This is a genomic window from Arthrobacter vasquezii, from assembly GCF_029455255.1.
In the GTDB taxonomy this organism is placed as follows: Bacteria; Actinomycetota; Actinomycetes; order Actinomycetales; family Micrococcaceae; genus Arthrobacter_D; species Arthrobacter_D parietis.
The window spans coordinates 1-4,724 of record NZ_JAROKN010000105.1; the positions used below are offsets into that span (position 1 = coordinate 1).

Consider the following 4,724-nt stretch of genomic DNA (forward strand, 5'->3'; position numbering starts at 1 on the left):
CCCCCAATTTGGGAACCGGCTTATAAACACATACGTTATTCATGGATGAGGCGTCCGTAGAAAAACGAAAGCTTGGTGCAATCGGTTTGGAACTCATCGACCTATTAATTGGCATGGCTATTCTCACCGCCCCCGTCCTGTTCCTCGCGGTAGCGGCCAAGGTCATCCTTGATCGCCGGGCCAGCGCACAGCGCCTGCAGCCCCTTCCCGTCGAAGTAACCGCTGACAACCAGCGCCCCTGAAACCCGCAAGTCACAGCACCCGGCGGTTTCTCCTCAGCGCTGAGGTGATCTAAGTTGGACACCATGGTGGCTGGGAGAACGGCAGGGATGCGCACAACGGGCCCCCGCGCCGTACGGGTAAAGGCACCGGGCAAAATCAACGTCTCCCTCCGGGTGGGTCCTCCCCGCGAGGACGGCTACCACAGCGTCGCCAGCGTCTACCTCGCCGTCTCCCTGTATGAGGAGATCACCGCTACAGCCACGGACGACGGCGCCATCACCGTCACGGTGGACGGCCAGGGCAGCCTCAACCTCCCGATGGAGGAAATCCCCCTCGACGCCAGCAACCTCGCCGCCCGCGCGGCTGCACTGCTGGCCGAGCTGAGCGAGAAGTCCACCGGGGTCCACCTCAACATCACCAAGCGCGTCCCGATCGCTGGCGGCATGGGCGGAGGCTCAGCAGACGCCGCAGCAGCACTCCTCGCCTGCGACGCCCTGTGGAACAGCGGCTTCTCCCGCGACGAGCTCGCCAAAATCGCCATCGACCTCGGCGCGGACGTACCGTTCGCGCTTATCGGCGGCACCGCCGTCGGAGTTGGGGTGGGGGAGCAGCTCACACCCGCCATTTCCAAGACACCGCTGCACTGGGTCCTGGTGCCATCATCATTCGGGCTATCCACACCGGAGGTGTACCGGACGCTCGATGACCTCCGCATCGCCAGCGGTGAGGAGCCGCCGGAGATCCCCGAGATCGACCCGCAGATTCTCAGCGCCATGCGCTCCGGTGACGCGCACTCACTCGCGGACCTGCTCCACAATGACCTGCAGGCCGCAGCCCTGGAACTCGCACCCGAGTTGAAGGACGTCCTTGCCGCCGGCAGGGAAGCGGGTGCGCTCGCCGGTATCGTCTCCGGATCCGGCCCCACGGTCGCTTTCCTCGCCGAGTCCGAGGACCACGCCGCCACCGTGGACACGCTCCTGGCCACCGCCGGCCTCAGCACCGAACTGGTGCACGGTCCCGCCCACGGTGCGAGGATTGTCAGCGACTATATCGCCTAGCCCGCTTCGAGAAGCCCTGTAAGGGACGGGTCGGACCGCGTTCTTAGGTCGCGATCCGCAACGCCGGGTACGAGGCGGCAGCGCTCAGCGCCTCACGTCGTGAAATCTCGTCGCGGAGTTCTTCTTTCCGGAATTCGGTCTCCATCTCAGGGGTTCCGAGCAGGTACTCCGCATCCTGCGCGCGGTGCACTTTGCTGTTGAGCACGTGCAGGGCGCGGTCGGGGAGTGCGCGCAGGCTTGCGGGAAAGGACTGGCTGGACGTGATTTTGCTGTTGAAACTCATGGCTGGTTCTCCTTACGTGACGCAGAAGCTGTCACGGGAACTGGCAGGAGGAAGGAGGGGCTGGTTCGCGAAGATGCGGATCAGGCGCTCCGACCGGGTGCCGGCGGGGGTGAAGGATAAGGTCTGGAGGTCTGCTCCAGGGAGGGAAGCGGCTGTGTGGCTTCCGGGTGGTGATGAATAACCACAGCCAGGCACCGCGGGAATGAGGTGCGGGCGGCAACGGATCCTGTGTGCTCAAAATCCGTCGAGGGACGTGTATCTGTGACTCCTTCTTCACCGTACAGCATGCCCGCGATGAACGGCGGTTCTGGAGTGCGCAATCTCAGCTGCCTACCGATCAGGCGTTTTCCCGTGTGCCCCAGAGTGTTCTAAGTTGGACACTGATCCCCATAACGAAAGCAGTATCTACGTTGGCTCACCTGCTCGGTGCTGAGAACATCAGCGTCACCTTTGCCACCCGCACCATCCTGGACGGCGTCACCCTCGGACTGGAGGAGGGTGACCGCATTGGCATGGTCGGCCGTAACGGTGACGGCAAGTCGACCCTGATGCGCCTGCTCTCCCAGCGCACCACGCCCGACGACGGCCGCGTCACCAAACGCCGCGACGTCACCGTGGGCTACCTCAACCAGAACGACGTGCTCGACGGCGACCTCGACGTCGGTGCCGCCATCGTGGGCGACCAGGCCGACCACGAGTGGGCGTCCAACCCGAAGATCCGCGACGTCATGGGCGGCCTCGTGGCCGAAGTGGACTGGCACGCCCGCGTGGACTCCCTCTCCGGCGGGCAGAAGCGCCGTGTGGCGCTGGCGAAGCTGTTAATAGGGGACGACGACGTCATCATGCTCGACGAGCCCACCAACCACCTCGACGTGGAGGGCGTCGCCTGGCTCGCGGAGCACCTCAAGCAGCGCTGGCGTCCCACCGAGGGCGGGCTCCTGGTGGTCACCCACGACCGCTGGTTCCTCGACGAAATCTCCACCCGCACCTGGGAAGTCCACAACGGCATCGTGGACGGGTTCGACGGCGGATATGCCGCCTACGTCCTGGCCCGGGCCGAACGTGACCGCATGGCCAACGTTATTGAGGGCAAGCGCCAGCAGCTCGTGAAGAAGGAACTGGCCTGGCTGCGCCGCGGTGCACCCGCCCGGACCGCCAAGCCGAAGTTCCGCATCGAGGCCGCCAACGCGCTCATTGCGGACGTTCCGGAGCCGCGCGATTCGCTCGCGCTGAGCAAGCTCGCTACCGCCCGGTTGGGCAAGGACGTGCTGGACCTCGAGAATGTCTCCCTGGAACTGGGGGAGAAGCCTCTGTTCAAGGGGGTCACCCTGCGGTTGGCGCCGGGTCAGCGGCTCGGTATTGTCGGCGTCAACGGTGCCGGCAAGACCACGCTGCTGCGGCTGCTCAATGGCGAGATGGCGCCGACATCCGGCCGGTTGAAGCGCGGCAAGACCGTGCAGACGGCGATCCTGTCGCAGGACGTGCGCGAGCTCGACGACTCCAATCACCTCCGCGTCACCGAGGTGATCGAGCAGGAGAAGCGGGTGGTGTCGGTCGGCGGAAAGGAAGTCTCGGCGAGCCAGCTGGTGGAGCAGCTCGGGTTCACGAACGAGCGGCAGTGGACGCCGGTCGGTGATCTCTCTGGTGGGGAGCGGCGGCGTCTGCAGCTGTTGCGTCTGCTGGTGGGGGAGCCGAACGTGCTGATGCTCGATGAGCCCACCAATGACCTGGATACCGATACTCTCGCGGCGGTTGAGGACGTGCTGGACGGGTGGCCGGGCACGCTGATCGTGGTCTCGCACGACCGGTACCTGCTCGAACGCGTCACCGATACCCAGCTGGCGCTGCTCGGCGACGGGAAGATCCGCGACCTGCCGGGAGGCGTGGACCAGTACTTGCAGCTCCGCCGCGGAGCCGCAGTATCCGGCGACAAGCTTGCCGGCACCCCAATGGGATCGGACAGCGGCAACGGCACGACGACGGCGGCAGACGGTTCCGCCGGTCCCTCACCGGAAGAGACCCGCCAGGCGAAGAAGGACCTCACCCGTATCGAGCGGCAGATGACCAAGACCAGCTCTCAGATCGAGAAGATCAATCAGCAGATGAGCGACGCCGGCAGCAAGGACACTGTGGACTTCGAGAAGATGAGCGGACTCGACGCGAAGCTGCGGGAGCTGCAGGCCGAGCAGGAGTCCCTCGAGGAGCAGTGGCTCGCGGCTGCCGAAGTGTTGGGGGAGTAGCGCTGGGGGAGTAGTAACCGAACGGAGGAGTCATGGGGGCGTGGACGTGGCCGGCCATCGTCGGTGTTCTCTTCGGTACGGCCGCTTTCCTCGTGATCCTCGTGCCGGTGCTGGCGTATCAGTACCGGCGGTATGGGCGGTTTACAGCGCGCCGTGTGCTGGGAGTGGCAGCGGTGAGCGTGTACGGAGCTGCCGTGGTGGCGTACACGCAGCTACCGCTGCCTGACAGCCATGGGAGCAGGTGCCCGACGCCGGGTTTGAGCCCGCAATGGCAGCCGTTCTCGTTCGTATCGGACATCGCTGAGGTGGCGTCGGCATCCGGCACACTTGGCCTGCTCACCAGCCGCACCGTTCTGCAGGTGTTCTTCAACGTGCTGTTGTTAGTGCCGTGGGGAGTGATCCTGCACGGCTTCGCCGGGCGGTCCGTCCTAGTGGCCACGCTGACCGGGCTTGCTGCGTCACTGGTGATCGAGGCGACGCAGGCTACCGGGATGTGGGGCTTCTACGAGTGCCCCTACCGGCTGGGTGATGTCGATGACCTGATCCTGAATACTTCCGGAGCGCTGCTCGGTGCCTTGGTGGCTCCGGTGGTGCTGTGGTGGATGCCCCGCCCGCAAACGTTCCGCGTTACCCAGCAGCTGCCCCGGCCGGTGACCAACCTGCGGCGCTGGGTGGGTATGGCCGTGGATTTGGCGGCCTTTCACCTGGCGGGTTTCGCGCTGGTGGTCATGTATCGGTTGTTACTGCCGCAAGGGCTGGTGCTATCGGACGAGCCCACCCTCGTTGAAGCGCTCCTGCTCACGCTGGCGCCGGCACTTGTCGTGTTCTTCCTTCCCGCCTGGCGGGGTACCGGAGCGTCAATCGGTCAACACGCGATGCGGCTCATCCCGGAGTGGAAGGGCAAGGATTCGTGGGGTCGCA

5 protein-coding genes are annotated in these 4,724 nt (G+C 65.3%); 4 read left to right on the forward strand and 1 reads right to left on the reverse strand.

The window, feature by feature from the left end:
- The first annotated feature begins 113 nt into the window (after positions 1-113).
- Positions 114-242: a hypothetical protein gene (locus tag P4U43_RS17625; RefSeq protein WP_277359902.1), complete on the forward strand. Its 129-nt coding sequence runs from the start codon at positions 114-116 to the stop codon at positions 240-242.
- Positions 243-329: 87 nt separating this feature from the next.
- Positions 330-1,280, forward strand: coding sequence for a 4-(cytidine 5'-diphospho)-2-C-methyl-D-erythritol kinase (locus P4U43_RS17630; protein WP_277359903.1), 951 nt, complete (start codon positions 330-332; stop codon positions 1,278-1,280).
- A 43-nt stretch (positions 1,281-1,323) separates the two neighbouring features.
- On the opposite strand, the gene P4U43_RS17635 is transcribed toward P4U43_RS17630, so the two are convergent.
- Positions 1,324-1,563: a hypothetical protein gene (locus tag P4U43_RS17635; RefSeq protein ID WP_277359904.1), complete on the reverse strand. Its 240-nt coding sequence runs from the start codon at positions 1,561-1,563 to the stop codon at positions 1,324-1,326.
- A gap of 410 nt (positions 1,564-1,973) precedes the next feature.
- Here P4U43_RS17635 and P4U43_RS17640 point away from each other — a divergent pair, with 410 nt between their 5' ends.
- Both P4U43_RS17640 and P4U43_RS17645 read left to right on the forward strand, forming a co-directional pair.
- A complete protein-coding gene (locus P4U43_RS17640) occupies positions 1,974-3,803 on the forward strand; it encodes an ABC-F family ATP-binding cassette domain-containing protein (RefSeq protein ID WP_277359905.1) in 1,830 nt (609 codons plus the stop codon).
- 32 nt (positions 3,804-3,835) lie between these two features.
- The coding region (locus P4U43_RS17645; RefSeq protein WP_277359906.1) for a VanZ family protein at positions 3,836-4,724 on the forward strand (889 nt) is incomplete at its 3' end.

What these genes read in the sequence shown, in the direction of transcription:
- P4U43_RS17625 (WP_277359902.1), top strand. Translation starts at nt 114, where the DNA reads ATGGCTATTCTCACCGCCCCCGTCCTGTTCCTCGCGGTAGCGGCCAAG.
- P4U43_RS17630 (WP_277359903.1), top strand. Translation starts at nt 330, where the DNA reads ATGCGCACAACGGGCCCCCGCGCCGTACGGGTAAAGGCACCGGGCAAA.
- P4U43_RS17635 (WP_277359904.1), bottom strand. Translation starts at nt 1,563, where the DNA reads ATGAGTTTCAACAGCAAAATCACGTCCAGCCAGTCCTTTCCCGCAAGC.